Source organism: Mycobacterium sp. P4_H6 (assembly GCF_056400845.1).
Window position 1 is genome coordinate 1 of sequence record NZ_JBFUKN010000039.1, and the last position, 23,654, is coordinate 23,654.

Below are 23,654 nucleotides of genomic sequence, written 5' to 3' on the forward strand. Positions count from 1 at the left end.
CCGCCCGCCGCGCCGGCCGCCGAGCCCGAGGTCGAGCTCGCCGCCGCCGAGGAGCCCGCGCCGGAACCGGCCGCCGAGCCTGCGGCACCACCGCCCCCGCCGCCTCCTCCTCCACCGCCGCCGCCGGCCCCACGCACCTACACGGTGGTCTCCGGGGACACGTTGTGGGCGATCTCGGAGCGCTTCTACGGCGACGGAAATCAGTATCAGCGCATTGCCGACGCCAGCGGTGTGGCCAATCCGGACCTGATCCACCCGGGTCAGGTGCTCACGATTCCGTAGTTCCGATCGCAGAAACATCGGCCCGGCCCCTCTACGGGGCCGGGCTTTTGTTGCTGTTGTGACACGCGAGTTGTTATGAGACCTGTGATGTAACGAGATCGATCCGTTATCCGATTCACTCCACAGCACCCCGGTAGCGTCGATTCCTGTGTGGGGTGGAGGATCGGAGGGCTCGATGCGTGCACGCCTGTTCCTGGGACTGATGGCGGCGGCGCCGGCAGCGGTGATGGCTCTGGCCGTCGCGCCCGCGGCCACCGCCGAACCGGGAGTGACTGTGTATCCCGGGATGGAAATCCGGCAGGGCAGCACCCTGTGCACGCTGGGATTCGTCGATCCGGTGGCGCGGGCCGCCTTCACCGCCGGGCACTGCCGGGGCGACGGACCCGTCACCGACAAGGCCGGTCATGTCATCGGTGCGATGGCACTGTTCGACGACAACACCCCCGACGGCGCAACGGTCACCGGCGACCACCAGATCGCCGACTGGGGTGCCATCACCCTGGCCGACGATGTCCAGGTCAACCCGGTGCTGCCGGGCGGGCGCGCACTCGTCATCGACGAGGCGCTCGCGGTGAGTCAGCCCGGACAGCAGGTCTGCCACTTCGGCGTCGTCACCGGTGAGAGCTGTGGCACCGTCGCGGCGGTCAACAACGGCTGGTTCACCATGGGCAACGGTGTCGTCAGTCAGAAGGGCGACTCGGGCGGCCCCGTCTACACGCTCACCCCGGACGGCCGCGCGGCGATCGTCGGATTGTTCAACAGCACTTGGGGCGGCGCCCCGACCGCGGTGTCCTGGCAGTCCACCGGCCAGCGGATCCGCGAGGCCGTCGCGACTCAGCCTGCCAGTTCGAACACCGGGATCGAAGCGGCGATCTCCTTCACCTCAGAGTCGGTCGATACGGGCGTCAACCCGCCCGAGTGACCCTTGATCTCCCAGTACCACCTGTCCAGATAGCGGCGGAGCAGCTCCGGCTTGGCCGCATCGGGGACCTCCCGGATAGCCACCTGGCGCCGGTGCCAGCGCGGGCCGGTCTGCACGCTTCCGGCGGCCCGCGCATTGCGCACCCACTGGGTGTTCCCGCGCGGTGAGACGACATAGTCGCGGCCGTCGACGGTGAGCACGTTGACCACCACCGACCGCCACTGACCCGTGGTCCGCCCCCGCACCCGCAGCGCCCGGCTGCCGGCGATTCCGATACCCAGTTCGGCCAACTGCCGGATCACTTCGTTGAAGGCGCGGGCGGCCCGATTCGGCTGGTCATAGCGTGTGGTCATGTCATTCCCTTCGATTGGAGAGCAGTGCTCTTGAATCAAGCCTGGCACGCCGGGCGCCCAAAATCAAGAGCAGTGTTCTCTTTTCTGGCACACTGACCCGGTGGGAAAACGGCAGGAGACGCGCGACCGGATCGAGGCGCAGATCATCGAGGTGGGTCGGCGTCATTTGGTCACCGACGGTGCCGCCGGATTGTCGTTGCGTGCCATTGCTCGCGAGATCGGCCTGGTGTCCTCTGCGGTGTACCGCTACGTCGCCAGCAGGGACGATCTGCTGACCCTGTTGCTGATCGACGCCTACACCGAACTGGCCGACGCGGTGGACGCCGCCGCCGAGGCGATGCCCGGCGACTGGGCGGCGCGGTTGGTGGCCATGGCGCACGCCGCGCGCCGCTGGGCCGTCGGGCAGCCGGCGCGCTGGGCGCTGCTCTACGGCAGTCCGGTGCCCGGCTATCGTGCGCCGGCCGAGTTGACGGTCGGCCCCGGCACCCGGGTGGTCGGTGCCCTGTTCGCGGTCATCGCCGACGGCATCCGTGCCGGCGTGGTGCCCGACCCCGAAGGTGCTGCGCCGCAACCGGTATCGGACGACCTGGACCGGGTGAGGGAAGAGTTCGGTTTCGCCGGCGGCGACCCCGTGCTGCTGCAGTGCTTCCTGGTGTGGGCGACACTGGTGGGCGCGATCAGCCTGGAGGTATTCGGGCAGTACGGCCTGGACACGCTGTCGGCGCCCGAGGTGGTTTTCGACGGCCAGGTCCGGTTGTTGGTGCAGACGCTGGTCTCGTCGGTCGGCGATTCGTGGCCGGACACAGGGCAGAACTAGAACACGTTCTAGCCATCGTGGCACGGTGGCGATATCCTCACTGGCGATGCTGAATCAGACACCTGTCCAGGTTGCTTGGGTGACCCGCGACCTCGACACCACCGAGCGGACGCTGACCGCGTTGCTCGGCGCCAAGAAGTGGGTGCGCATGCCGGGTATCCACTTCGGCCCGGACAGTTGCACCCACCGCGGCGAGCCTGCCGACTTCACCGCCGACATCTCGCTCAGCTATGCCGGTGACCTACAGCTCGAGCTGATCGCGCCGGTCGACGGCGAGAGCATCTACGCCGAGTTTCTGGCCACCTCCGGACCCGGTCTGCACCACATCTGCATGGCAGCCGCCGACGAGACCGGGTTCGATACCGCGGTGCGTGACGCGCAAGCCGGCGGCGCGCCGGTCGTCATGCAGGGCGTCATGCCCGGCGGGATGCGTTTCGCCTATGTCAGCGCCGCCGGCGCCGGCGTGCCGTTCATCGAGATCGCCCACATCCCGGCCGACATCCAGGCCGTCTTCGACCACATCAAGAACGAGCAGAAGTGAGAGATATGACACTGCAGCAGATTCCGGACACCCTGACCGTCGCCGACGCGGCGGACTGGTCCGACGAGGTCGACGTCGTGGTCGTCGGTTTCGGCATCGCCGGGGGATGCGCGGCGGTATCGGCCGCCGCGGCCGGCGCCCGGGTGCTGGTGCTGGAACGCGCCGCCGCCGCCGGCGGTACCACCTCGATGGCCGGCGGTCATTTCTACCTCGGCGGCGGCACCGCCGTACAGGAGGCCACCGGGCACGCCGACACCGCCGAGGCGATGTACGAGTACCTCGTCGCGGTGACCGAGGATCCCGAGCTGGACAAGATCCGCGCCTACTGCGACGGCAGCGTCGACCACTTCAATTGGCTTGAGTCGCTGGGATTTCAGTTCGAGCGCAGCTACTACCCGGGCAAGGTGGTGGTGCCACCGGGCACCGAGGGCCTGTCCTACACCGGCAACGAGAAGGTGTGGCCGTTCATCGAACAGGCCGCCCCCGCCCCGCGCGGTCACTCGGTGCCGGTCCCCGGCGAACTCGGTGGAGCCAACATGGTCATCGAACTGCTGCTCAAGCGCGCCGCCGAACTCGGCGTCCAGATCCGCTACGAGACCGGCGCCACCAACCTCATCGTCGAGGACGGTGCCGTGGTCGGGGTGAACTGGAAGCACTTCACCGAAACCGGTGCGGTGAAGGCGAAGTCGGTGGTGATCGCCGCGGGTGGGTTCGCGATGAACCCGGAGATGGTCGCCCAGTACACCCCGGCACTCGGCCAGGAACGCAAGACCAAACACCACGGCATGGTGGCGCCCTACATCCTGGGCAACCCCAACGACGACGGCCTGGGCATCCGGCTCGGGGTATCGGCCGGCGGCGTCGCGAAGAATCTCGACCAGCTGTTCATCACCGCCGCGGCCTATCCGCCGGAGATCCTGCTGACCGGCATCATCGTCAACAAGGACGGGCAGCGGTTCGTCGCCGAGGACTCCTATCATTCGCGGACCTCGGCGTTCGTCCTCGAGCAACCCGACCAGGCGGCGTATCTCATCGTCGACGAGGCGCACATGCAGATGCCGGAGATGCCGCTGATCAAGTTCATCGACGGCTTCGAGACGGTCGCCGAAATGGAATCCGCGCTCGGCATCCCGGAAGGCAAGCTGGCCGCCTCGCTGGCCCGGTACAACGAGAACGCCGCGGCCGGAACCGATCCCGATTTCCACAAGCAGCCCGACTACATCGCCGTGCAGGACACCGGGCCGTGGGCAGCCTTCGATCTGACCCTCGGGGTGGCGATGTACTCCGGGTTCACCATGGGTGGGCTGACGGTGTCGATCGACGGTGAGGTGCTGCGCGCCGACGGCAGCCCGGTCCCCGGGCTCTACGCCGCCGGTGCGTGCGCATCCAACATCGCCCGCGACGGCAAGGGTTACGCCAGCGGGGTGCAGCTGGGCGAGGGGTCCTTTTTCGGGCGGCGGGCGGGAGACCACGCAGGGCGACGCGCGGGCGTGCGCAGCGCCTAGCTGGGCTCGGGTTCCTTGTCGGGCTTGTCGATGTCATCGTCGACATCGCCGAGGATCCAGTTGCCGCCGCCGAGCAGGTGCAGGTGCCGCTCATGGTGCTGACCGACGGTGCTGCGGTGGGTGACGCTGACCAGGATGGTGTCCGGGAGCTCCCGGCGCACCAGGTCGTACATGGTGTACTCCAGGCCCTCGTCCAGCGCCGAGGTGGCCTCATCGAAGAACACCACCCGCGGTTTGGTCAGCAGCACCCGGGCGAAGGCGATGCGCTGCTGCTCGCCCGGGGAGAGCACCTTGGCCCAGTCCGCCAGCTCGCCGAGGCGTCTTGCGCACTGCGGTAGCGACACCTTGTCCAAGGCCACCTGCAGCTCGGCGTCGGTGAGCACGTCGGGGCCCTTGGGGTAGGACACCACGGCGCGCAGATCACCCAGCGGCACGTAGGGCAGCTGGGACAGGAACATCGTCTCGTTGATGCCGTCCGGGCAGCGCAGCGTGCCCGATGTGTACGGCCACAGCTGGGCGAGGCTGCGCAGCAGCGTGGTCTTACCGGTGCCGGACTGACCGGTCACGATCAGCGTGTCACCCGGGTACATCTCCAGGTTCAGATTCTCGATCAGGCATTCGCCGGTGGGGGTGTGGACATCGATATCGTGCAACTCCACCGGGCAGCTGCCGCACGGCTCCACGTTGAGTTCGGGGAGGGCGCGGCCTTCCTCGTTGGCGATCACCAGCCCGTGCAGACGGATGATCGAGGCCCGCCAGCCGGCGAACGCGTCATAGGAGTTACGGAAGAACGACAGCGATTCCTGGATCTGGCCGAATGCCGAACCGGTCTGGGAGACGTCGCCGAGCTGGATGTTCCCGCTGAACAGCCGTGGCGCCTGGATGACCCAGGGCAGTGGGTTGATGATCTGGCTGATTGTCAAGTTCCACCCGTAGAACCCGACCGACCGATTGATGAAGCGCTGATAGTTCGACACGATCGGCTCGAACCGATTGCGTAGCTGCACCCGTTCGGCGACCTCGCCGCGGTAGAACGCCACCGACTCCGAGGCGTCGCGCAGGCGGACCAGCGCGTAACGGAACGCGGCGTTGTACTTCTCGTTGTCGAAGCTCAACCGGATGATCGGGCGGCCGATCCAGAACGCGATGATCGTGGCGATGAAGACGTAGACGAACGCGATCAGGAACATCGCTCGCGGCACCGTGACTCCGAAGAGCTCCAGATCGCCGGACAGGTTCCACAGAATCAGCGCGAACGAAATCACCGAGACGACGGCCGAGATGGCGCCGAACAGCAGGGTGGATCCGCTGGTGTTGTTGGGCGTATTCGGCAGCGGGCCGACGTTGGTGGTGAAGATGTCGATATCGGACTGGATTCGCTGATCCGGGTTGTCGATGGTGTCATCGATGAACCGGCTGCGGTAATAGGCCTTGCCGTCGAGCCAATCTGCCGTCAGCCGGGCGGTCAGCCAGGTCCGCCACGCCAGCATGAAACGCTGCATCATGTACAGGTCGAGCATTACCCGCGCAACGTGAATGGTCGCCAGGAGCGCGAACATCCACAGTGCCGTCCAGAACCCGTCCACGCCGGACTGCCGGACCGCCTCGTCACCACTGGACAGGCCCTGCACTGCCACCTGGGCGCCGGTCATCATGTCGTTGCCCTGGAAGCTGAACAGCACATCGAGGCGGACCCCGGAGATCACCGACAGCAGGATCGCGCCGAGCCACGCCCACGCCTTCACCGACTCGCGGCCGGTGAAGTAAGCACCGGTGACACGCCAGAACTGGCGGCCCCAGGTGGTGAACCTGCCGAGCAGGAAGAGCACCACCAGGGTGCCGCAAGCGGCCATCGCCCACGCCTTGGCGATCCAGATCAGCGAGGTGACGAGCTCACTGCCCCAGTCGAGGGACGTGGTGAACATTTCCATGCGGGCAAGGTACCCCTAGAAGCTGTCGACAGGTGGCCGGAGGGTGCTGTCGGACCAGCGGCCGTCGCCGAGCAGATCGAGCCGGTGTTCATGGAATCGGTRCACCGTGCGGCGATGGCTGACGCTGACCACGGTGGTGCCGGGCAGCTCGGCCTGCAGCAGCTGATAGAGCGTGAGCTCGAGGCCCTCGTCGAGCGCCGAGGTGGATTCGTCCAGGCATACCAGCGGTGGGCGGTGCAGCAACACCCGGGCAAAGGCGATGCGCTGTTGTTCACCGGGGGACAGGATGGCCGCCCAATCACGGGTGTCGCCGAGCTGCAGGACCAGGTGCGGCAGTGCCACCTGCAGCAGCACCCGCTGGATGGCGTCATCGCTGAACCCGGCGCGGTCGTGYGGATAGGCCACCACCGTGCGCAGTGTCCCCAGCGGCAGATACGGCACCTGCGGGATGAACATGCTGTTCAGCGGGTACTGCGCGTGACCGGACGTGTAGGGCCACAACCCGGCCAGGCTCTGCAACAGCACCGACTTACCCACCCCGGACGGCCCGGTGACCAACAGGGTGGCCCCGCGTTCCAGCGTCAGGTTCAGCCTGTCGACCAGCCGGCGGCCGTCCGGGGTGCGGACCTCCACACCGTGCAGCCGGACCGCGTCATCGGCCGGCGGAAGGTAATCGATCCCGGGCATGGCCCGCGCCCGCCGGTTGGCGTCCAGCAGTCCGTCGAGCCGGATCAGCGCGGCCCGGAACCCGGCGAACGCGTCGTAACTGGTGCGGAAGAAGGACAGCCCGTCATGGATGGCGTGGAACGCGGTGGCCGACTGCATGACATCGCCGAAGGAGATCTGCTGGGAGAACAGCCGTTGGGCCTGCACGACATAGGGCAGCGGATTGATGGCCTGGCTCATCGACACGTTCCAGCCCAGGAACAGCATCATCCGGTTCAGCCAATTCCGGTAGTTGCCGATCACCCCGACCAGACGTTCGTCGAGCCCGCGTCGTTCGGCCGGCTCGCCCCGGTACAGCCCGACGCCCGCGGCGGCTTCCTTGAGCCGGATCATCGCGAACCGGAAGCCGGCGTTGCGGACCTCGTTGCGGAAGCTCAACCGGATCAGCGGGCGGCCGATCCAGAACGCGACGACGGTGGCGGCCAGCACGTAGACGATCACCGTCCAGAACAGCGCCCGCGGGATCACGATGCCCAGCAGGTTCAGCGGCCCGGACAGGTTCCACAGGATGACCCCGAACGAGGCGACCGTCAGCATGGACTCGATCGCGCCGAACAACAGGATGTGGTTGGAGCCGTGCGCCGGATTGTTCTCCTCCGCCGAGCCGGTGGTGACGATGTCGACGTCGGCCTGGATCCGCTGGTCGGGGTTGTCGACCGCATCGCGGACGAACCGGCCACGGAAGTAGGCGTGCCCGGCGAGCCAGTCGTCGAGGACGTGGCGGGTCAGCCACAGCCGCCACCGGATCAGGAAGCGCTGGGTGAGGTACAGGTCGGCGAAGTAGCGCGTCATGAACAGCACGGCGAGCACGAGGTAGACCAGCAGGGCATCCCAGAAATGTGAGATGCCATCGGCCTTGAGCGAGTCGTCGCCGGTGCCGCTGCCCTGAAATGCCATCTGCAGGGAGGTGAACAGGTCGTTGGTGTAATAGCTGATCAACACGCTGAGCCGGACCGCGATGATCGTCGAGAGCAACAGGGTGCCCAGGGCCAGCCACACCGGCGCGCTGCCCCTGCCGGTGAAGAAGCTGCCGGTGATGCGGACGAACTGACGGCCCCACTCGGTGCGGCGGGCCGCCACGGCGATCACGATCGCCAGACAGGCCGCGGTGACACCGAACGCTTCGAGGATCCACCGCGCCGAACGCCCGAACTCGGTACTCCAGTCGATCGACGGGCCGAGCGTCGCTGTGTCCATCTCTGTCCGTTCGACGGTGCCGGCCGTTGGCGTGCTGTTGGCAGGAAGCTACCGCAGCGTAGGTGCCGTGGCGCCGCGCCACGGCAGTGCGGCCACCGTGCCGCTGCCGCGTACCGTATGAATGTGGCTGTGAGTTCCAAGACCTCGAAGGCGTCCAAGTCCGGTGGCTCGAAATCAGGCGGGTTGAGCAACCGATTCTGGAAGCTGCTCGGCGCGAGCACCGACAAGGACCAGGCGCGCTCCATGACCCAGGTCCGCGCCTCGTCGACATTCGACGAGAAGGCCGCCGGCCTCGACGATGAGCAGCTGCGCAAGGCCGCGGGCCTGCTGAACCTCGACGAGCTCGCCGACTCCAGCGATATCCCGCAGTTTTTGGCCATCGTGCGGGAAGCGGCCGACCGGTCGATCTCCCTGCGACCCTTCGACGTCCAGCTGCTCGGGGCGCTGCGCATGCTCGCCGGCGATGTGGTCGAGATGGCCACCGGTGAAGGTAAGACCCTGGCCGGCGCGATCGCCGCGGCCGGCTACGCCATCGCGGGCCGCAGCGTGCACGTCATCTCCGTCAACGACTACCTGGCCCGCCGCGACGCCGAATGGATGGCCCCCCTGCTGGAGGCGCTCGGACTGACCGTCGGCTGGATCACCGCCGACGCGACGCCCGAGCAGCGCCGCAAGGCCTATGGCTGCAATGTCACCTACGGCTCGGTCAACGAGATCGGCTTCGACGTGCTGCGCGATCAGCTGGTCATCTCGGTGGACGATCTGGTCTCACCCAGCCCGGACGTGGCGCTGATCGACGAGGCCGACTCGGTGCTGGTCGACGAGGCCCTGGTCCCGCTGGTGCTGGCCGGCACCTCACACCGCGAGACCCCGCGGCTGGAGATCATCAAGCTCGTCGGCGAGCTGCGCGAGAACGCCGAATACGAGACCGACGCCGACCGTCGCAACGTGCAGCTCACCGATGCAGGTGCGCGTCGGCTGGAGGCGGCCCTCGGCGGGATCGACCTGTACTCCGAGGAACACGTCGGCACCACGCTCACCGAGATCAACGTGGCGCTGCACGCGCATGTGCTGCTGGAACGCGATGTGCACTACATCGTCCGCGACGACGCCGTACACCTGATCAACGCCTCCCGCGGCCGCATCGCCTCGCTGCAGCGCTGGCCAGACGGCCTGCAGGCGGCGGTCGAGGCCAAGGAGGGCATCGACATCACCGAGACCGGTGAGGTGCTCGACACCATCACCGTGCAGGCGCTGATCAACCGGTACCCGCGGGTGTGCGGGATGACCGGTACCGCGCTGGCCGCCGGCGAGCAGCTGCGCCAGTTCTACAAGTTGGGGGTCTCACCGATCCCGTCCAACAAGCCGAACATGCGCGAGGACGAGTCGGACCGGGTCTACATCACGGTGGCCGCCAAGAACGACGCCATCGTCGAGCACATCACCGAGGTGCACGCATCGTCGCAGCCGATCCTCGTCGGCACCCGCGACGTCGCCGAATCCGAGGAACTGCACGAACGACTGGTGAAGGCCGGCATCCCGGCGGTGGTGCTGAACGCCAAGAACGACGCCGAAGAGGCGGCCGTGATCGCCGAGGCCGGCGCGCAGGGCCGGGTCACGGTGTCCACCCAGATGGCCGGCCGCGGTACCGACATCCGCCTCGGCGGCTCGGATGAGGCCCAGCACGATGAGGTCGCCGAGCTGGGCGGTCTGCACGTCATCGGCACCGGACGGCACTACACCGAGCGGCTGGACAACCAGCTGCGCGGCCGCGCCGGCCGCCAGGGCGACCCGGGTTCCTCGGTGTTCTTCTCCAGCTGGGAGGACGACGTGGTGGTGTCCTTCCTGGAACCCAACAAGCTGCCGCTGCAGACCGACGAGGACGGCAAGGTCACCAGCACCAAGGCGGCCACCCTGCTCGACCACGCCCAGCGGGTCGCCGAGGGCAAGACGCTGGACCTGCACGCCAACACCTGGCGGTACAACCAGCTCACCGCGCAGCAGCGCGCCATCCTGGTCGACCGCCGCGACACCCTGCTGCGCACCGCCACCGCGCGCGAAGAGCTGCAGGAACGTTCGCCGAAACGCTATGAGCAGATCGCCGAATCGGTCTCCGAGGAACGGCTCGACGAGATCTGTCGGCTGATCATGCTGTATCACCTGGACCGGGGCTGGGCCGATCACCTGGCGTACCTCGCCGACATCCGGGAGAGCATCAGCCTGCGCGCACTGGGCAACCAGAGCCCGCTGGACGAGTTCCACCGGATGGCGGTCGACGCCTTCGCCTCGCTGGCGGCCGACGCCATCGAGGCGGCCCAGCAGACCTTCGACACCGCCAACATCGTCGGCGGCGAGACCGGCCTGGATCTGACCAGGCTGGCGCGCCCGACCTCGACGTGGACGTACATGATTCACGACGACCCGCTGGCCGACAACGTCATGTCGGCGCTGAGCCTGCCGGGTGTCTTCCGCTAGGTTGACCGTCATGGAGCCTTCAGGGGGCGAAGGCAGGGATCGGATCTTCACGATCCCCAATGCGCTGAGTGTGCTGCGCCTGCTGCTGGTGCCGGTCTTTCTGTATCTGCTGTTCACCGATGCCATCGGTTGGGCGGTCGCGGTGCTGATGTTCAGCGGGTTCTCCGACTGGGCGGACGGCAAGATCGCCCGGCTCGTCGCCGATCAGTCCTCGCGACTCGGGGAGCTTCTCGACCCGGCCGTCGACCGGATCTACATGGTGGTGACGCCGGTGGCCCTGGCCGTCGCCGGGGTGGTGCCGTGGTGGTTCGTCGCGGTGCTGATCGGCCGGGACGTGGTGCTGGCCGCGACGCTGCCGGTGCTGCGCAGTCGTGGGCTCACCGCGCTGCCGGTCACCTATCTGGGCAAGGCCGCGACATTCGCGCTGATGTCCGGGCTGCCGTTCGTGCTGCTGGGCCAGTTCGACGCGCTGTGGAGCCGGGTGATCCTGGCCATCGGGTGGGCGTTCCTGATCTGGGGGATGGCGCTGTACCTGTGGTCGGCGGTGCTCTACCTGGCGCAGGTGGGGCTGGTGATCAAGCGACTGCCCCGCACCGCCGCGGCGAGCCGGGGGATACCCGGAAATGGTTGATCCCGTGAGTTCGCTGGGTGGCTATCACCCCGAGGCCGGACTCAACCATCACGAAGCCGGTGCGCCGCAACGCATCCCGGTGCCGTCGCTGCTACGTTCGCTGCTCTCCGATCACCTCGACCCCGGTTACGCGGCCGCCGCGTCGGCCCGCCACGACCGGCCCGCCGGCCGGTTGCGCTCCGGGGGCTGGACATTGCTGGCCGGGTTGACCGTGGCGGTGGTGTTCGCCGTGGCCGCCGCGCAGGCGCAGTCGGTGGCGCCGGCCAACCGGCAGACCCAGCTGGTGCTGGCCGACAGCGTGCGCACCGGCGAGAACCGCACCGACGCCGTCGAGGCGACCAGGGACGGGCTGGCCGCCGAGGTGGAGACCGAGCGCCGCAGCCGCCTGGCCGGCGACGCACAGGGCCGGGCGCTGCTCGCCGCGCTCGACGAGGCGGAGTTCGAGGCCGCGGTCACCCCCGCGATCGGTCCCGGCCTTGAGGTCACCGTAACCGACCCCGGCATGTCCCGCGATCTCACCGACGTGTCCAAACAGCGGGTCGCGGGCAGCCAGCAGGCGATCCTGGACCGCGATCTGCAGCTGGTGGTCAACTCGCTGTGGGTCGGGGGAGCCGAGGCGATCGCGGTCGGCGGGGTGCGGATCGGTCCCAATGTCACCATCCGGCAGGCCGGCGGCGGCATCCTCGTCGACAACCGCCCGATCACCAGTCCGTATGCCGTCATCGCGCTGGGGCCGCCACACGCCCTGCAGGACGTGTTCAACCGCAGTCCCGGGATGCAGCGCCTCACGTTGCTGCAGCAGTCCTACGGCGTGGGGGTTACGGTCAGTACCGGCGAGGCGCTGAGCGTGCCCGGCGGTTCGGTACGAGAGATCCGCTTCGCCAAACAGATTGAGCGTTGAGGTATGGGACTGAGTGTGATCCACACATGATCGGCATCGCCGCACTCGTCGTCGGCATCGTGCTGGGGCTGGTCTTCCACCCGAGCGTGCCCGAGGCGATCCAGCCGTACCTGCCCATCGCCGTGGTGGCGGCGCTGGACGCGGTGTTCGGTGGGCTGCGCGCCTATCTCGAGCGGATCTTCGACGCGAAGGTGTTCGTCGTCTCCTTCGTCTTCAACGTGCTGGTGGCCGCGCTCATCGTCTACGTGGGCGACCAGCTCGGTGTCGGCACCCAATTGTCCACGGCGATCATCGTCGTGCTCGGCATCCGTATCTTCGGTAACGCTGCCGCGTTGCGGCGCAGGCTGTTCGGGGCGTGAGAGATGGCTGAGCACGACGGTGACGAGCAGCCCGAGCACGGCCGCCACGAGTTGCCGGAGGATGCCGCGGCGCAGGCCGGCCGGACCCGGTCGCAATGGATCTTCGGCGCTCTCGGCGTCCTGTTGTGCATGTTGCTCGGCATCGCGATCGTCACCCAGGTCCGGCAGACCGGATCCGGGGATTCGCTGGAGACCGCACGGCCGGCCGACCTGCTGGTGCTGCTGGATTCCCTGCAGCAGCGGGAAGCCGCGCTCAACACCGAGGTGGCCGATCTGCAGCAGACCCTGAACTCACTGCAGGCTTCCGGCAGCAGCGATCAGGCGGCCATCGAGAACGCTCAGGCCAGGCTGGCGGCGCTGTCCATCCTGATCGGCGCCGTGGCCGCCGTCGGCCCGGGCGTGACGATCAACGTCCAGGACAACGCGCGCGGCGTGTCGCCGGAGACGATGCTCGATGTGATCAACGAACTGCGGGCCGCGGGCGCCGAGGCCATGGAGATCCGGGGAAGCGGGGCCGGCGGGGCGGTGCGCGTGGGCGTGGACACCTGGGTGGTCGGCGCGCCGGGCGCGCTGATCATCGACGGGGTTACGCTCGGGTCGCCGTATTCGGTTCTGGCGATTGGTGATCCGCCCACCCTGTCGGCCGCGATGAACATTCCGGGCGGGGCGATGGACAGCGTGAAACGGGTCGGCGGCGCGATGACGGTGACCCAGTCCGAGTCCGTCGAGGTGACCGCCTTGCGGCAACCGAAACCTCGCCAATACGCTCAGCCCGTCAAGTAGTGCGCCCGAGTCCCGCCGCCGAAGGAGTCCCGTGAGCGAGATCCCGTCCGATCTGCAGTACACCGCCGAGCACGAATGGGTGCGACGCACCGGCGAGGACACCGTGCGGGTCGGCATCACCGACTACGCGCAGGCCGCCCTCGGCGACGTGGTGTTCGTGCAGCTGCCCGATGTGGGCACAGCGGTCGCCGCCGGCGATGCGTTCGGTGAGGTGGAATCCACCAAATCGCTGTCGGACCTCTACGCCCCGATCACCGCGAAAGTCGTTGCGGTCAACGGTGAGCTCGAGGGCAGCCCGGAGCTGGTGAACTCCGATCCCTACGGGGCCGGCTGGCTGGTCGAACTGCAGACCGAGACCGCCGCGCCCGCCGGTCCGCTCCCGGACCTTTTGGACGCGGACGGCTACCGCGGGATTCTCCCCGAGTAGGGGTTGTTAGGGTTTTGCGGATCGGTTGATCAGCGACAAGCGTGAGCAAGTCTGCGTGACCGGATCCGGCGGTGGTGGACCCAATGGCCTGCCCGGCGCGGTACGGTCGTCGTAAGACGCAATGACGGTCGGGGGGCCAGCGCCGGCCGCCGGACAAGCACGCCACAGCAGCCAGTAGAGGAGCAGCGGGTGACGGAAAACAGCAACTTTCAGGCCGACCAGTCCGATGAAGTCACAGTGGAGACGACATCGGTTTTCCGCGCTGATTTCCTGAATGAACTGGATGCCCCGGCCAGCACCGGCACCGAGAGTTCGGTGTCGGGCGTCGAGGGGCTGCCTGCGGGTTCGGCACTTCTCGTCGTCAAGCGGGGCCCCAACGCGGGCTCGCGCTTCCTGCTCGACCAGGCCACCACCTCGGCCGGTCGCCACCCCGACAGCGACATCTTCCTCGATGACGTCACCGTGAGCCGTCGGCACGCCGAGTTCCGGCTGGAGTCCGGCGAGTTCCAGGTCGTCGACGTCGGCAGCCTCAACGGCACCTACGTCAACCGTGAGCCGGTGGACTCCGCCGTGCTGGCCAACGGCGACGAGGTGCAGATCGGCAAGTTCCGCCTGGTGTTCCTGACCGGGCCGAAGACCGACGACGCAGGCTGACTGCGGAGCGCTCGCGCGAGGACTAGATGACCCAGCCCGAACCGGCGCCCGCCGGGATGTCCATCGGAGCGGTTCTGGATCTGCTGCGCCCGGACTTCCCGGACGTGACGATCTCGAAGATCCGGTTCCTGGAGGCCGAAGGGCTGGTCACCCCGCAGCGCTCAGCGGCGGGCTATCGCCGGTTCACCGCCTACGACTGCGCGCGGCTGCGGTTCGTCCTGACCGCGCAGCGTGAGCAGTATCTGCCGCTGAAGGTCATCAAGGCCCAACTCGACGCCCAACCCGACGGCGAACTGCCTGCTCTCGGCTCCGCGTACACGGTCCCGCGCCTGGTCCAGATCACCGGGGATGCGAGCGCCGACACCGACCATGCGGGCACCGACGCGGTGGCACCGGCACAGGTGCGGCTCAGCCGGGAGGACCTGCTGTCCCGGTCGGGTGTGGACAACGCGCTGCTGGCGGCACTGGTCACCGCGGGGGTCATCAAGCCCGGACCGGCCGGATTCTTCGACGAACATTCGGTCACCATCGCGCAGTGCGCACGGGCGCTGGCCGACTACGGTGTCGAACCGCGGCATCTGCGGGCGTTCCGGTCGGCAGCCGACCGGCAGTCCGATCTGATCGCCCAGATCGCCGGGCCGGTGGCGGCCGCGGGCAAGGCCGGCGCCCGCGACCGCGCCGACGACCTGGCCCGGGAGGTGGCGGCGCTGGCGATCACCTTGCACACGTCGTTGATCAAGTCCGCTGTGCGAGACGTTCTCGATCGTTGAGGACTAGACTTTCCTCGACGGCTTCGTTGCGGAGGGCAGGCGCTGATGGGTGAGGTTCGGGTAGTCGGTATTCGTGTGGAGCAACCCCAGAATCAGCCGGTGCTGTTGCTGCGCGAGTCGAATGGTGACCGCTACCTGCCGATCTGGATCGGGCAGTCCGAGGCCGCCGCGATCGCGCAGGAACAGCAGGGTGTCGAGGCGCCACGCCCGCTCACCCATGACCTCATCCGGGATCTGATTGCTGCCCTGGGCCATTCGCTCAAAGAGGTGCGCATCGTCGATCTGCAGGAGGGCACCTTCTACGCCGACCTGATCTTCGACCGCGATATCAAGGTCTCGGCGCGTCCCTCGGACTCGGTGGCCATCGCGTTGCGCGTCGGGGTGCCGATCTACGTCGAGGAAGCGGTACTCGCCGAGGCCGGGCTGCTGATACCCGACGAGACCGACGAGGAGACCGACGGAACGGTCCGCGAGGACGAGGTCGAGAAGTTCAAGGAATTCCTCGACAGCGTCTCACCCGATGATTTCAAGGCCACCTGACCCTGCTCCGGCCGCGTGACGTCGAACATCACGGATGCGTCTCGTGAGTTCGACACGCGGGTCGAGTGTGAGCCGCACGGGAAATGGGCAGCCATAATTTTGATCGACGACAAGCAGTAGCAGCAATGTGTTGAGCGTATGCTCGACACATTCAAACTCGGACGTGACGCGGGTACGGTCACGGGCCCGGGGGCGACGGCGAGAGGATGGACTGTGGGCGACACGCCACATCAGGGGGAGTTGGATCTGTCTTCAGCCGGCGGTTCCACGCCGCCCGTGAGCAGCGCACCCGGCGAACCCGTGCAGGGCGGTCTGTTCCCGGACAACTCGATCCCGGACGAGCTGGTCGGCTACCGCGGACCGAGCGCCTGCCAGATCGCCGGCATCACCTATCGGCAGCTCGACTACTGGGCGCGCACCTCGCTGGTCGTGCCATCGATCCGTGGCGCCGCCGGATCGGGCAGCCAACGGCTGTACTCCTTCAAGGACGTCCTGGTCCTCAAGATCGTGAAGCGTCTACTCGACACCGGTATCTCCCTGCACAACATCCGGGTCGCGGTGGATCACCTGCGTCAACGCGGGGTGCAGGATCTCGCCAACATCACCCTGTTCTCCGATGGCACCACCGTGTACGAGTGCACCTCCGCCGAAGAGGTCGTCGACCTCCTGCAAGGCGGGCAGGGCGTGTTCGGGATCGCGGTCTCGGGTGCCATGCGGGAACTGACCGGCGCGATCGCCGACTTCCCGGGAGAACGTGCCGACGGCGGCGAATCGATCGCCGCCCCGGAGGACGAACTGGCCTCGCGGCGTAAGACCCGCGACCGCAAAATCGGCTGAGATACGCCGCACCACATCGAAGAGGGCCGCTGCGGCGGCCCTTTTTGATGTCTTCTCCGCTCCGCGCCACCATGGTGTTGGACACAGTTGCGGCGCCCACCCCGGCGATGAGGTTGATCACACCACCCCGATTTCTGCTGCGCCGACCCCGACCGGCGCGGCGCAGCGCTCCGCCGGCCCCGAAAACTCCCAGGAAGACGGCGGCCACCCGATGGCTCCCAACCCGGTAGTGAACCGCAGCCGCGTTACGCGGATGTCACGCCGAAGTATCTTCTGCCGCAGTTAAATTCGTGTTACGTAGCATCTGTTTGACAGATGCAGGCAGCCGCTTTTGACTGTTTGACGCGGGTCCACCTGTACTCGGAATCTTGACTCCATCGCGTTGGCATCGGCGCCGGCCCGGAAACACACTCGATCCCGAAAAACGTTGGGCCCATGAGAGGAAAACGATGAAGTCACTGTCGAAGGCGATTGCCGCGTCCGGGTTGGCCGCTGCACTTGCGCTGGCCGGATGCTCGAGTTCAACCGAGAACAGCTCCGGTGCAACGACACTCACGCTGGCGGTGGAGACCAGTGCCGGCGACCCGCTGGCCGACATGCTGCTCGCCTTCGCCGACGAGGTGCAGAAGGAACTCGGCAACTCGGTCTCGGTGACGGTGCAGAGCGGCGGGGCGATCGGCGACGAGGAGGCCGTGCTTCAGGGCCTGCGCGCCGGCGCGATCGACATTGCCGCGGTGAGCGGCTCGGTGGCGAACCTGGACCCGACCTTCGGCATCATGGACATGCCCTTCCTGTTCACCGACCGCGACACCGTCTCGGGTTTCCTGGACGGACCCTTCGGTGACGAACTGAGCGAGTCGCTCGTCGAGACGGTCGGTGCCAGGGTTCTGGGCTTCGGGGAGAACGGGTTCCGTCAGATCACCAACAGCAAGCGGCCCATCGTCACCTCCGCGGATCTGGCCGGCCTGAAGATCCGGGTGCCCGGGAACCCGGCGCGGGTTGCGCTGTTCGAGGCGCTCGGCGCGGCGCCCACCCAGATCGATATCGGTGAGGCCTACCTCGCGCTCGATCAGGGCGTGCTCGACGGCCAGGAGAACCCGCTCAAGGTCATCGACGCCTTCTCCTTCTACGAGAAGCAGCCCTACCTGTCGATGACATCGCACATTTACAGCCCGGTCTACCTCACCGTCAACGAGGACACCTGGCAGGGACTGTCGCCCGAGATTCAGCAGGGTCTGGAAACGGCCGCCACCGCCGCCGCGGCCACCAGCAGGACGGCCGGCGCGGAGGCCGACGAGCAGCTGATCGCCAAGTTCGAAGGCGCCGGCGTGCAGGTCAACGAGGCCGATGTGAATCAGCTCAGTGAGGCGGTCAGCGGTGTGCGCGACGAGATCGCCGCGGGGATCCCCGGCGACTTCGCCGACCGGGTGCTCGCCGAGTACCGCCAGTGACCCCGGCCCAGCACCGGGCACGGCCCAGACTCCCGCTCGGGGCGCTGAACACGGCGACCCGGATCGGGCTGGTGTACATGGCATCCAGCACGCTGATGGAGGCCGAGATGTATGCCATGGCCACCCCCGGCGCGACCATCCACACCAGCCGGGTCACGCTGCCCAGCGTCACCGTCGACGGTATCGACGCGATGATGCGCTCGCCCGAGCTGCGGACCGCCGTCGAGTTGGTGGCCCAGGCGCCACTGGATGTCCTGGTCTTCGGTGGCACCAGCGCGTCGTTTCTGCACGGCACCGCGTGGGATCGCATGCTGGTCGGCCACTTCGAGCAGTGGAGCGGGCTCACCGGTCGTTGCACCACCACCTCGACCGCGAGCATCGCCGCGCTCAAGGCGGTCGGCGCCGGGCCGATCAGCCTCGTGACGCCCTACCGGCAGGAGGTGATCGACCGGGCGAGCCGGTTCTTCGGCGAGAACGGCCATCCGGTCGTCACGAGCGTCGGTCTGGGCATCACCAGTGACCGGGAACTGGCCGAGGTACCGCTGGAGCGGGTGTTCGACCTTGCCGTCGAGACCGACACCGACGAGTCGAGTGCCGTCTTCATCAGCTGCACGAACTTCGCCAGCGTCGGCGCAATCGCCGCACTGGAGGCCGAGCTGGGCAAACCGGTGATCAGCGCGGTGCAGGCGTCGTTCTGGTACGCACTGCAGATCGCTGGGGTGCGGGCGGCGCGACCGGGCTTCGGGGCGCTGCTGGAGGACAGGTTGGACCCTGACGCGACGGGAGCCCCCGCATGACCACTGCACGTGAGACACACCATCCGATCGCCGAACGAACCGACGTGGAGATGCAACTCGACTCCACCTTCGGCGTCGACCCGAATCCGGGTACGCACACGGTGATCGACCGGGTGCTGGAGGTCCTCTGCGCCGCGCTGCTGGCGGCGATCACGCTGATCCTGTTCGCCAACGCGGTGATGCGGTTCGCCTTCAACTCCCCGCTGGGCTGGACCGAGGAACTGGTAACCGGCATGATGCTGTGGCTGACCATGCTGGGCTTCACCCTCGGGGTGCGCCGCCGGGAGTCCATCGAGATCCGGGCCTTCGTCGGCCGGCTGCCGGTCCGGATCCAGACCTGGCTGAAGTTGGGCACCGATCTGCTGACCGCCGCGGTCCTGTTGCACCTGGCCTGGTTCGCCTACCTGTACGTCACCAAGTTCGGGGGTGACCCCAGCCCGTACCTGCGGCTGCCCAAGGGCTTCTTCATCGCTGCGCTGCCCATCGGGGCGACCGTGGCCGCACTGATCGTGCTGTTCCAGTTGCCCGGCTGCCGAGCGGCGATCCTGCGCCAGCTCGACGAGGAGAAATCGTGATCCTGACTCTCACCCTGGTGGTGATCGTCGGTCTGCTGCTGCTGGGCACGCCGCTGATCATCGCGATGGCCAGTGGTGTCGCGGTGTATGCCACCCTGGGCGGCTCCTGGATGCTGCAGTACCCGCAACAGGTCACCGACGGAATGAGCAGCTTCGTGCTGCTGGCCATGCCGCTGTTCATCCTCGCCGGTGTGGTGATGAACGCCGGCGGGGTGGCCGAACGGGTATTCGCTTTCGCACGTTCGATTTTCGGATCCCTGCCGGGCGGACTCGCCCAGGTCGACGTATCGACCAGCCTGTTCTTCGGTGGCATGGTCGGCACCTCGGTGGCCGATCTCGCCGGGACCGGTTCCACGCTCATCCCGCAGATGAAGAAGCACGGCTACCCGGGACCGTATGCCGCGGCGGTGACGGCATCCTCGTCGGGCATCGGACCGCTCATCCCGCCGTCCTCACCGATGATCCTGTACGCCGCGGCCACCGGAACCTCGCTGGGCGCACTCTTTCTGGCCGGCATCATCCCCGGTGTCATCCTGACCGTGGTGCTCATGGTGGTGGTGGCGGTGCAGGCCAAACGCAACGGGTGGGGCGAGAAGATCCCGTTCAACTGGCGCGAGGTGTGGCGCACCTTTCGTGGCGCTTTCTTGGCTTTCGGTGTGCCGCTGCTGGTGGTGCTGGGACTCACCCTCGGTGTGTTCACCCCGACCGAGTCCGGTGCCTTCGCCGTCGTCTACGCCATCCTGATTTCGTCGCTGGTGTTCCGTTCCCTCGGGGTGCGACGGCTGTACCGGTGCCTGATCGAGGCCGCGGTCCTGACCGGTGAGGTGATGCTGATCGTCGGTGTCTCCGTCGCCCTCGGCGCGGTGCTCGCGATGGCCGGACTGCCCAAGGCGCTCACCGCATTCGCCACGCAGATCGTGCCCGGTGACGCCCAGCTCGGCTACGTCTTGGTGTTGACGGTGGTGGCCATTCTGGCCGGCATGCTGTTCGACCCGCTGATCCCGGTGATCATGCCGGTGATGCTGCCGACCATGCTCGCCGTCGGTATCGACCCGGTGTACTTCGGCGTCATCATCGTGCTCACCGTCATCGTCGGTCAGGTCACCCCGCCGGTGGCGATGTCCCTGGTGGTGGCCGCCAAGATCGCCAAGGTGGACGCGTGGGGCGTGTTGCGCGCCAACACCCCGTTCCTCATCGCCACCGTCGGCGTGCTCGCCCTGGTGATCGTCTTCCCGGCGCTGGCGACCTGGCTGCCGACGGTCCTTGGTGGGCCATGACCGGGGTGGACCAGCTGCGCGGCATCTCGCTGACGCAGCTGCGTTACTTCATCCGGGTCGCCGAGCGGGAAAGCATGACGCGCGCGGCCGAGGATCTCTACGTCGCGCAGTCGGCGGTGTCCTCGGCCGTCGCCCACCTGGAGAAGGAGCTGGGCGTCCAGCTGTTCATCCGGCGGCATGCCAAGGGGCTCATCCTCACCGCGGCCGGCAAAGAGTTGCTGCTCCGCGCCCGCCAGACGCTCACCGCACTCGCCGAATCGCTGGAATCGATCGCCGGTGAGGCGCAGGCATTCTGGGGTCCGCTGCACGTGGTGTGTTTCAGCCCGATCGCGCCGTTCTACCTCCCGTCGATCCTGGCGGGGCTGAAACGGGACCACCCCGGCCTGGAAGTGCACGTCACCGAGGCCGTCGCCGGTGAGGTGAGCGAGTACCTGGAATCGGGCCGGGCCGAGGTGGCCCTGACCTACGACCTGGCGCTCGGTGACGGTATCGATCGCGATGTGTTGGCCGAAATCCACCCCTACGCAGCACTTCCGGCCGCGCACCGGCTGGCCGGAGAGGACAGCGTAAAACTCGCCGACCTGGTCGACGAACCGATGATCCTGGTCGATCTGCCCTTCAGTCGCGATTACTTCATCGGCGTCTTCACCGAACGCGGACTGCAGCCCAACGTGCAGTACCGCTCCAGCAGTTACGAGACGGTGCGCGCGATGGTGGCCCAGGACCACGGCTACAGCCTGCTGCACCAGCGCCCGGCCACCGACAGCACCTATGCGGGCGGCCGGGTGGTGGCCGTCCCGCTCGCCGACGAGGTGCGACCGCTGCGGGTGGTGGTGGCCTCACTGCAGTCCATGCGGATGAGTCGCCGCGCCGGGGCCTTCGCCGAACGGTGCCGCACCGTGGTGACCGGCGCGAGCTGATCTGCCCACCCGGATCGATCGCTTCCGTAGATGCACTGCATCTGTTAATCCGATGTGATGCAGCACTATTCACTGTTTGCTCCGCAAGCCGGACGCGTCTTGGATCGAGTCAAGGACCTTGACCCGTATTGGAGGCCATGTGAGCGGCACCGAGCCGACACCGATGTACGTGCAGACCCGATCCGGGCGCATGCACGTCGTGACCGTGGGCGGTCACCTCGACGGCCCCTGCCTGGTGCTGCTGCACCAGACGCCGCGTAGCTGGGATGAGTTCCGCGCCGTCGCCGGCCTGATCGAGGGGTATCGCATCGTGATACCCGATCTTCCCGGCTACGGCGCTTCACAAGCGTTACCCGACAACACGATCGAGTCGGCGGCGGCTGCCGTCCTCGATGTGCTGGACGAACTGCGGGTGCCCTGCGCCCATCTGGTCGGGCATCATTTCGGCGGGCTCGTCGCCTACGAGCTGGCCGTATCGGCACCGCAACGCGTGTTGTCAGTGGTGCTGTCATCGACACCGTTCATCGACGAGGACGAGCGTCGCCGGCGGCGAACCGCGCCGCCGTTCAACGATATTGCCACCGAACCGGACGGCGGACACCTCGCCCGGCTGTGGCAGCGCCGCGCCGAGTATCTGGCCCATCCCGATCCCGACGTGCAGGGGCGCTATGTGCGGGACGTGCTGGCACATCCCGATCCCGACCGCGGGCACGCCGCAGTCGCCGCGTATCGCTCCGAGGACGGCGTCGGCCGGTATCCGGGTCCGGTGTTGTGCGTCGCCTCAGCCCGTGACCCGCGGGCCTACCCGCGGCACGACCGGATCATGGCGGCCTTCCCGCAGGCCAGGCAATACGTACTGGCCGACGGTGACATCGCCAGCCCGGAGACGTGCCCGAGCGAGTTCGCCCGGGCGGTGGTGGATTTCCACGCTGATGTGGTGCTGCGATGACCGAGCCCACCATGGCCGCGGCGGTCCTTCGCGACCCGGGCGGACGGCATCCGTTGCGCATCGAGCGGGTGCCGATACCGCAGCCCGCCCCCGGCGAGGTACTGGTGGCGGTCGATGCCTTCGGGCTCAACAATGCCGAGATCCTGCAGTGTCGTGGGGTGATGCCACCGCCGCCCGGTGGTGTTCCCGGTCTGGAGTGCGTGGGCACGGTGGTCGTGGCGGGTGCAGGATGGCGCCCCGGTGACCGGGTGGCGGCACTGACCCGGGCCGGCGCATATGCCCAATACGTCGCCGTCCCGTCCGGCGCCTGCATCGAGATCCCCGACGACCTCGAGCTGAGTGTGGCCGCCGCGCTGCCGGAGGCCGCCGCGACGGCGTGGTGGAATCTGGTGCACCGCGGCCGCCTGCAGCCCGGTGAGCGGGTGCTGATCCACGGCGCCGCAGGGGGAGTCGGCTCGACGGCGGTCCAGATCGCCCGCGGGCTGGGCGCCACCGTCATCGGCACTGCCCGGGGAGCGGAGAAGACCGCCCTGTGTGAGGCGCTCGGCTGCGATGAGGTCATCGACTACGGCGAGAGCGATGTCTTCGACGCAGTCAAGCGGCTGGCGCCCGCGGGCGTCGACATTGTCCTGGACAACCAGGGGGCGGCGACGGTGGCCGCCAACATCGGCGTGCTCGCGCCACTGGGCCGGCTGGTCATCGTCGGAGTCGCCTCCGGCACGGGTGCCGCCGTCGACCTGGGGGCGCTGATGGCCGGCGGAGTGGAGATCTCGTCGTCCAGCCTGGGCAGGCTGTGCGACGAGATGCGGACGGCGATCTGCCGTGAAGTGGCGGCCGAGGTGCTGCCGAAGGTGTTGGCGCACAGCGTGCAACCGGTGCTGGATGCGACGTTCGCCTTCGCCGACCTGGCGGCGGCCCACCGCAGGTTCTCCGAACCCGGCCGCGCCGGCAAGGTCGTCGTGACCATGGACATATCGAAAACCGATGCAGAACAACGGAATCAACTCTTTGCCTGATGGACAGGACCAGGGCAG

At 67.7% G+C, this 23,654-nt stretch carries 25 protein-coding genes; 22 read left to right on the plus strand and 3 right to left on the minus strand.

From position 1 onward, the window contains the following. Positions 1-282, plus strand: a 282-nt coding sequence (locus AC1DTF_RS17285; protein ID WP_477474948.1) for a LysM peptidoglycan-binding domain-containing protein, incomplete at its 5' end; no start/stop codon positions are given. A gap of 175 nt (positions 283-457) precedes the next feature. Further along, positions 458-1,204 carry an Rv1815 family serine proteinase gene (locus tag AC1DTF_RS17290; protein ID WP_442928695.1) on the plus strand — a complete coding sequence of 249 codons (747 nt, stop codon included), beginning with the start codon at positions 458-460 and terminating at the stop codon, positions 1,202-1,204. Here AC1DTF_RS17290 and AC1DTF_RS17295 read toward each other — a convergent pair. Further along, a complete protein-coding gene (locus AC1DTF_RS17295) occupies positions 1,117-1,557 on the minus strand; it encodes a nitroreductase/quinone reductase family protein (protein ID WP_477474949.1) in 441 nt (146 codons plus the stop codon). The two genes, AC1DTF_RS17290 and AC1DTF_RS17295, sit on opposite strands and share 88 nt — an antisense overlap. 100 nt (positions 1,558-1,657) lie before the next feature. On the opposite strand from AC1DTF_RS17295, the gene AC1DTF_RS17300 reads away from it, so the two are divergent. Genes AC1DTF_RS17300 through AC1DTF_RS17310 form a run of 3 tightly spaced genes read left to right on the plus strand, consistent with a single transcriptional unit; the run spans position 1,658 to position 4,420 of the window. Continuing rightward, positions 1,658-2,374 carry a TetR/AcrR family transcriptional regulator gene (locus tag AC1DTF_RS17300; protein ID WP_477474950.1) on the plus strand — a complete coding sequence of 239 codons (717 nt, stop codon included), beginning with the start codon at positions 1,658-1,660 and terminating at the stop codon, positions 2,372-2,374. A 46-nt stretch (positions 2,375-2,420) separates the two neighbouring features. Beyond that, complete coding sequence (locus AC1DTF_RS17305) at positions 2,421-2,915, plus strand: VOC family protein (RefSeq protein ID WP_477474951.1); 495 nt, start codon at positions 2,421-2,423, stop codon at positions 2,913-2,915. Positions 2,916-2,920: 5 nt separating this feature from the next. Beyond that, positions 2,921-4,420 carry an FAD-binding protein gene (locus tag AC1DTF_RS17310; RefSeq protein WP_477474952.1) on the plus strand — a complete coding sequence of 500 codons (1,500 nt, stop codon included), beginning with the start codon at positions 2,921-2,923 and terminating at the stop codon, positions 4,418-4,420. On the opposite strand, the gene AC1DTF_RS17315 is transcribed toward AC1DTF_RS17310, so the two are convergent. Continuing rightward, positions 4,417-6,351, minus strand: coding sequence for an ABC transporter ATP-binding protein/permease (locus AC1DTF_RS17315; RefSeq protein WP_057166082.1), 1,935 nt, complete (start codon positions 6,349-6,351; stop codon positions 4,417-4,419). The two genes, AC1DTF_RS17310 and AC1DTF_RS17315, sit on opposite strands and share 4 nt — an antisense overlap. A gap of 15 nt (positions 6,352-6,366) precedes the next feature. Beyond that, positions 6,367-8,274: an ABC transporter ATP-binding protein/permease gene (locus AC1DTF_RS17320; protein ID WP_477474953.1), complete on the minus strand. Its 1,908-nt coding sequence runs from the start codon at positions 8,272-8,274 to the stop codon at positions 6,367-6,369. 129 nt (positions 8,275-8,403) lie between these two features. On the opposite strand from AC1DTF_RS17320, the gene secA2 reads away from it, so the two are divergent. The 17 genes from secA2 (at position 8,404) to AC1DTF_RS17405 (ending at position 23,636) form a co-directional block, all read left to right on the plus strand. Further along, positions 8,404-10,749, plus strand: a complete 2,346-nt coding sequence (gene secA2, locus AC1DTF_RS17325) for an accessory Sec system translocase SecA2 (RefSeq protein WP_235570838.1) — start codon at positions 8,404-8,406, stop codon at positions 10,747-10,749. A 10-nt stretch (positions 10,750-10,759) separates the two neighbouring features. After that, positions 10,760-11,380 carry a CDP-alcohol phosphatidyltransferase family protein gene (locus tag AC1DTF_RS17330; protein ID WP_477474954.1) on the plus strand — a complete coding sequence of 207 codons (621 nt, stop codon included), beginning with the start codon at positions 10,760-10,762 and terminating at the stop codon, positions 11,378-11,380. 4 nt (positions 11,381-11,384) lie between these two features. Beyond that, positions 11,385-12,281, plus strand: a complete 897-nt coding sequence (locus AC1DTF_RS17335) for a DUF881 domain-containing protein (RefSeq protein WP_477474955.1) — start codon at positions 11,385-11,387, stop codon at positions 12,279-12,281. Positions 12,282-12,307: 26 nt separating this feature from the next. Further along, positions 12,308-12,640, plus strand: coding sequence for a small basic family protein (locus tag AC1DTF_RS17340; RefSeq protein WP_024455738.1), 333 nt, complete (start codon positions 12,308-12,310; stop codon positions 12,638-12,640). Positions 12,641-12,643: 3 nt separating this feature from the next. Continuing rightward, the gene (locus tag AC1DTF_RS17345; RefSeq protein ID WP_057166078.1) at positions 12,644-13,423 is read left to right on the plus strand and encodes a DUF881 domain-containing protein; all 780 of its coding nucleotides are present in this window, start codon (positions 12,644-12,646) and stop codon (positions 13,421-13,423) included. Between the two features lie 31 nt (positions 13,424-13,454). Continuing rightward, on the plus strand, positions 13,455-13,850 hold the full coding sequence (gcvH, locus tag AC1DTF_RS17350; protein ID WP_477474956.1) for a glycine cleavage system protein GcvH: 396 nt from the start codon (positions 13,455-13,457) through the stop codon (positions 13,848-13,850). Positions 13,851-14,039: 189 nt separating this feature from the next. Beyond that, positions 14,040-14,504, plus strand: a complete 465-nt coding sequence (gene garA / locus AC1DTF_RS17355; RefSeq protein ID WP_057166076.1) for a glycogen accumulation regulator GarA — start codon at positions 14,040-14,042, stop codon at positions 14,502-14,504. A gap of 26 nt (positions 14,505-14,530) precedes the next feature. Then, positions 14,531-15,274 (plus strand): transcriptional regulator FtsR, encoded by a 744-nt coding sequence (gene ftsR, locus AC1DTF_RS17360; RefSeq protein WP_057166075.1) that lies wholly within the window; start codon positions 14,531-14,533, stop codon positions 15,272-15,274. 45 nt (positions 15,275-15,319) lie between these two features. Further along, positions 15,320-15,814, plus strand: a complete 495-nt coding sequence (locus AC1DTF_RS17365; protein WP_057166074.1) for a bifunctional nuclease family protein — start codon at positions 15,320-15,322, stop codon at positions 15,812-15,814. A 213-nt stretch (positions 15,815-16,027) separates the two neighbouring features. Continuing rightward, positions 16,028-16,651, plus strand: a complete 624-nt coding sequence (locus AC1DTF_RS17370) for a MerR family transcriptional regulator (protein ID WP_057166190.1) — start codon at positions 16,028-16,030, stop codon at positions 16,649-16,651. A 449-nt stretch (positions 16,652-17,100) separates the two neighbouring features. Then, positions 17,101-18,102 (plus strand): TRAP transporter substrate-binding protein, encoded by a 1,002-nt coding sequence (locus tag AC1DTF_RS17375; RefSeq protein ID WP_057166073.1) that lies wholly within the window; start codon positions 17,101-17,103, stop codon positions 18,100-18,102. Continuing rightward, complete coding sequence (locus tag AC1DTF_RS17380) at positions 18,099-18,899, plus strand: maleate cis-trans isomerase family protein (protein WP_477474957.1); 801 nt, start codon at positions 18,099-18,101, stop codon at positions 18,897-18,899. Before AC1DTF_RS17375 ends, AC1DTF_RS17380 begins: the two co-directional genes overlap by 4 nt. Next, positions 18,896-19,474 carry a TRAP transporter small permease gene (locus AC1DTF_RS17385; protein ID WP_477474958.1) on the plus strand — a complete coding sequence of 193 codons (579 nt, stop codon included), beginning with the start codon at positions 18,896-18,898 and terminating at the stop codon, positions 19,472-19,474. The genes AC1DTF_RS17380 and AC1DTF_RS17385 overlap by 4 nt, the downstream gene beginning before the upstream one ends. Further along, on the plus strand, positions 19,471-20,751 hold the full coding sequence (locus tag AC1DTF_RS17390) for a TRAP transporter large permease (protein WP_477474959.1): 1,281 nt from the start codon (positions 19,471-19,473) through the stop codon (positions 20,749-20,751). The genes AC1DTF_RS17385 and AC1DTF_RS17390 overlap by 4 nt, the downstream gene beginning before the upstream one ends. Next, positions 20,748-21,671 (plus strand): LysR family transcriptional regulator, encoded by a 924-nt coding sequence (locus AC1DTF_RS17395; protein ID WP_057166070.1) that lies wholly within the window; start codon positions 20,748-20,750, stop codon positions 21,669-21,671. Before AC1DTF_RS17390 ends, AC1DTF_RS17395 begins: the two co-directional genes overlap by 4 nt. Before the next feature lie 139 nt (positions 21,672-21,810). Beyond that, positions 21,811-22,620, plus strand: a complete 810-nt coding sequence (locus AC1DTF_RS17400) for an alpha/beta fold hydrolase (RefSeq protein WP_057166069.1) — start codon at positions 21,811-21,813, stop codon at positions 22,618-22,620. After that, on the plus strand, positions 22,617-23,636 hold the full coding sequence (locus AC1DTF_RS17405) for a quinone oxidoreductase family protein (protein WP_477474960.1): 1,020 nt from the start codon (positions 22,617-22,619) through the stop codon (positions 23,634-23,636). The genes AC1DTF_RS17400 and AC1DTF_RS17405 overlap by 4 nt, the downstream gene beginning before the upstream one ends. Positions 23,637-23,654: the final 18 nt, after the last annotated feature.

What these genes read in the sequence shown, in the direction of transcription:
- AC1DTF_RS17290 (WP_442928695.1), top strand. Translation starts at nt 458, where the DNA reads ATGCGTGCACGCCTGTTCCTGGGACTGATGGCGGCGGCGCCGGCAGCG.
- AC1DTF_RS17295 (WP_477474949.1), bottom strand. Translation starts at nt 1,557, where the DNA reads ATGACCACACGCTATGACCAGCCGAATCGGGCCGCCCGCGCCTTCAAC.
- AC1DTF_RS17305 (WP_477474951.1), top strand. Translation starts at nt 2,421, where the DNA reads ATGCTGAATCAGACACCTGTCCAGGTTGCTTGGGTGACCCGCGACCTC.
- AC1DTF_RS17310 (WP_477474952.1), top strand. Translation starts at nt 2,921, where the DNA reads ATGACACTGCAGCAGATTCCGGACACCCTGACCGTCGCCGACGCGGCG.
- AC1DTF_RS17315 (WP_057166082.1), bottom strand. Translation starts at nt 6,351, where the DNA reads ATGGAAATGTTCACCACGTCCCTCGACTGGGGCAGTGAGCTCGTCACC.
- AC1DTF_RS17330 (WP_477474954.1), top strand. Translation starts at nt 10,760, where the DNA reads ATGGAGCCTTCAGGGGGCGAAGGCAGGGATCGGATCTTCACGATCCCC.
- AC1DTF_RS17340 (WP_024455738.1), top strand. Translation starts at nt 12,308, where the DNA reads ATGATCGGCATCGCCGCACTCGTCGTCGGCATCGTGCTGGGGCTGGTC.
- AC1DTF_RS17345 (WP_057166078.1), top strand. Translation starts at nt 12,644, where the DNA reads ATGGCTGAGCACGACGGTGACGAGCAGCCCGAGCACGGCCGCCACGAG.
- ftsR (WP_057166075.1), top strand. Translation starts at nt 14,531, where the DNA reads ATGACCCAGCCCGAACCGGCGCCCGCCGGGATGTCCATCGGAGCGGTT.
- AC1DTF_RS17365 (WP_057166074.1), top strand. Translation starts at nt 15,320, where the DNA reads ATGGGTGAGGTTCGGGTAGTCGGTATTCGTGTGGAGCAACCCCAGAAT.
- AC1DTF_RS17375 (WP_057166073.1), top strand. Translation starts at nt 17,101, where the DNA reads ATGAAGTCACTGTCGAAGGCGATTGCCGCGTCCGGGTTGGCCGCTGCA.
- AC1DTF_RS17385 (WP_477474958.1), top strand. Translation starts at nt 18,896, where the DNA reads ATGACCACTGCACGTGAGACACACCATCCGATCGCCGAACGAACCGAC.
- AC1DTF_RS17395 (WP_057166070.1), top strand. Translation starts at nt 20,748, where the DNA reads ATGACCGGGGTGGACCAGCTGCGCGGCATCTCGCTGACGCAGCTGCGT.
- AC1DTF_RS17405 (WP_477474960.1), top strand. Translation starts at nt 22,617, where the DNA reads ATGACCGAGCCCACCATGGCCGCGGCGGTCCTTCGCGACCCGGGCGGA.